The following is a 2,729-nucleotide window of genomic DNA, read 5'->3' as shown; positions in this document are numbered from 1 at the left end:
TACGCACCTATCTCTTCCGCATCTGCGGCGTTGACCTGACCGCGATTGACGGCATCGACATCACGACCGCACTCAAGGTAATCGCCGAGATCGGCCCAGATCTGTCGCGCTTTCGGAACGCCAAGCACTTCGCCTCATGGCTGGGCTTGTCTCCTGGCACCAAGATCTCCGGAGGCAAGCGCCTGTCAGGGGCCACCAAGGGCAACGCTAATCGCGCTGCTCAAGCTCTGAAACTGGCTGCCGCTGCACTCCGACCCAGCCAGTCGGCTCTGGGCGCCTACTATCGTCGAATGTGCGGGCGGTTGGACAAGGGCAAGGCCGTGACAGCGGTCGCACACAAGCTCGCCCGCCTGGTCTACGCCATGCTGACCAAAGGCACTGCCTATGTCGATCAGGGGCAGGCCTACTACGAAGAACGCTACCAGCAGCGCGTGATCTACCACCTCAGGAGAAAAGCCGCAGCCATGGGTCTCGAACTCGTCCCAATCCAGGCACAAGGATAATCCGCTTGAAAAACAACCAATCAAATCATGTGCTTAAAATGGTTTCTTGAGAGGGGGCAACAGCGCAGCAATGCGCTGTTGCTACCCGACCAGGACCATCGTCACATCAAGTCCAGAACAAACGTGATGCTCGGGTTCAAACGGTTCAGGAGTGCCGCGACCACGATTTCAGGCATTGAGTTGATACATCGTATTCGCAAGCGGCAGTTCGACCTCTCCGCTCTCGCGCTCGGGGACATCTCTGCGCCCTCTGCCTGGAATGTTGTCCTGTTCAATCGATAAGGTATCCATATCTATCAGAAACATCTCGACCATCCCACCTATTTGCACCAGATCCGGCTGGGCGGTCATGGTGCAAATTGGATGACCGTGCTAGCCTGGCTGAGATGACCGGCAATACGACGGCTTACCGCTCGCACGCTCTATTTGCACCAACCTTCAAGATTGCCTTCGCACGAGCCATTCCAGGGTTTTTGCGATTCCCGTCTCAAAACTCTCGACCGGTCGCCACTGCAATTCGCGCATCATCTTCGCGGCATTGATCGCGTAACGCCAATCGTGACCGGGGCGGTCGGCGACGAACGTCACGAGACGCGCGTGCGGCGCGTCGTGCGGCCGGTGCCGGTCCATCAGCGCGCAAATGAGCGCCACAATATCGATGTTCGTCCATTCGTTGCAACCGCCGATGTTGTAGGTTTCCCCCACTGTGCCGCGGCCGATGACGGCCTCGATCGCACGGCAGTGGTCTTCGACGTACAGCCAGTCGCGGATGTTGGATCCGTTGCCGTACACCGGAATGTCAGTGCCCTCGAGGCAGCTTCTGACGACGGTCGGGATGAACTTCTCGCCATGCTGATAGGGGCCGTAGTTGTTCGAGCAGTGGGTCGTCGACACCGGCAGGCCATACGTATGAAAGTACGCCCGCACGAGGTGATCGGAACCCGCCTTGCTTGACGAATAGGGCGAATTGGGCGCATAGGGTGTGCGTTCGGAGAACGCGGCGTCGTCCGGCCCGAGCGTCCCAAAGACCTCGTCGGTGCTGATATGATGAAAGCGCCGCTGCGCCTGCGCATCGACCGCGCTCAGACGCTGCTCGTTCAACCAGTATTGCCGCGCGGCCTCGAGCAGCGTCCAGGTGCCGACGACATTGGTCCGCACGAACTCTCCCGGCCCCGTGATCGATCGGTCCACGTGGCTTTCGGCCGCAAAGTGGACGATCGTGTCGATCGCATGCTCGCGCAACACGGATTCGACGAGCGGCTGATCGGCAATGTCGCCGCGCACGAACGTATGCCGGGCGTCGTCGGGCAGGACGGCGAGATTGTCGAGGCTGCCCGCATAGGTCAGCAGGTCGAGATTGACGATGCGGACCTGCGGATCGGTGGCGAGCAGGTGGCGGACGTAGTTGGCGCCAATGAAACCGGCGCCACCCGTGACCAGGACTTGTTTGGGTCGATAGCTCATGAGGTTTGTTTCCAGGTGTTGAGAACTTCGCGCAAACCCGCCATCCACTGGGTCGGCTCGATGCCAAACCGCGCACGGATCAAGGTGCAGTCGAAGGCGGAGTTAGCCGGGCGCGGCGCCGGCAACGGATAGGCTTCGGTCGGGATCGGATGAACGAGCGGCACTCGCGCCAGCAAGCCGGCGGCGCACGCTTCGGCGAAGATCGATTCCGCGAAGCCGTGCCAGGTGGTGACGGGGGTGCCGCTCAGGTGATACGTGCCCCATGGCAGCGCCGCTTCCGCGTCGTACCGGTCCGCGATCGACAGCAGCGCGGCGGCGACGGCGCCCGCATGGGTCGGTGCGCCGTACTGATCGGCGACCACGCTCAGCGCCTCGCGTTCCCGCCCGAGGCGCAGCATCGTGCGGACGAAATTGCCGCCGTGTGCGCCGAACACCCATGCGACCCGCAGGATCACATGCCGGTCGGGCAGCGCGTCGCGGATCGCCTGTTCGCCAGCCCATTTGCTGCGGCCGTACACGCCGAGCGGCGCGACGGCCGAGGCCTCGTCGTACGGGTTCGCCGACCGTCCGTCGAACACGTAGTCGGTGGAAATATGCAAGAGCGGAACGGCGAGCGCGGCGCACGCGGCCGCGAGCACAGCCGGGCCGTCGCGATTGACGCTCCAGGACGCGTCCGGTTCGCTTTCCGCGCGATCCACGGCAGTCCAGGCAGCGGCGTTGACCACGAGCCTGACGCGGTGCGCGGACAGCGCCGCTGCAACC

At 62.7% G+C, this 2,729-nt stretch carries 3 protein-coding genes and 1 pseudogene; 2 read left to right on the top strand and 2 right to left on the bottom strand.

Annotated elements, in window-relative coordinates; genetic code table 11:
• Together EOS_RS17505 and EOS_RS17500 are read left to right on the top strand one after the other, a co-directional pair.
• The coding region (locus EOS_RS17505) for an IS110 family transposase (RefSeq protein WP_047847935.1) at positions 1–503 on the top strand (503 nt) is incomplete at its 5' end.
• Between the two features lie 81 nt (positions 504–584).
• Positions 585–785 (top strand): annotated as a pseudogene (locus EOS_RS17500) (DDE-type integrase/transposase/recombinase); the annotation flags it as partial.
• Between the two features lie 156 nt (positions 786–941).
• Here EOS_RS17500 and rfbB read toward each other — a convergent pair.
• Both rfbB and rfbD read right to left on the bottom strand, forming a co-directional pair.
• The gene (gene rfbB, locus EOS_RS17495) at positions 942–1,967 is read right to left on the bottom strand and encodes a dTDP-glucose 4,6-dehydratase (protein ID WP_047847934.1); all 1,026 of its coding nucleotides are present in this window, start codon (positions 1,965–1,967) and stop codon (positions 942–944) included.
• On the bottom strand, positions 1,964–2,729 hold a 766-nt coding region (gene rfbD / locus EOS_RS17490; RefSeq protein ID WP_047847933.1), incomplete at its 5' end, for a dTDP-4-dehydrorhamnose reductase. The genes rfbB and rfbD, both read right to left, overlap by 4 nt.

This window comes from Caballeronia mineralivorans PML1(12) (genome assembly GCF_001028175.1).
Taxonomy (GTDB): domain Bacteria; phylum Pseudomonadota; class Gammaproteobacteria; order Burkholderiales; family Burkholderiaceae; genus Caballeronia; species Caballeronia mineralivorans.
Note: the sequence above shows the minus strand (reverse complement) of the source record. Positions and strands in the feature narration are given on the sequence as shown.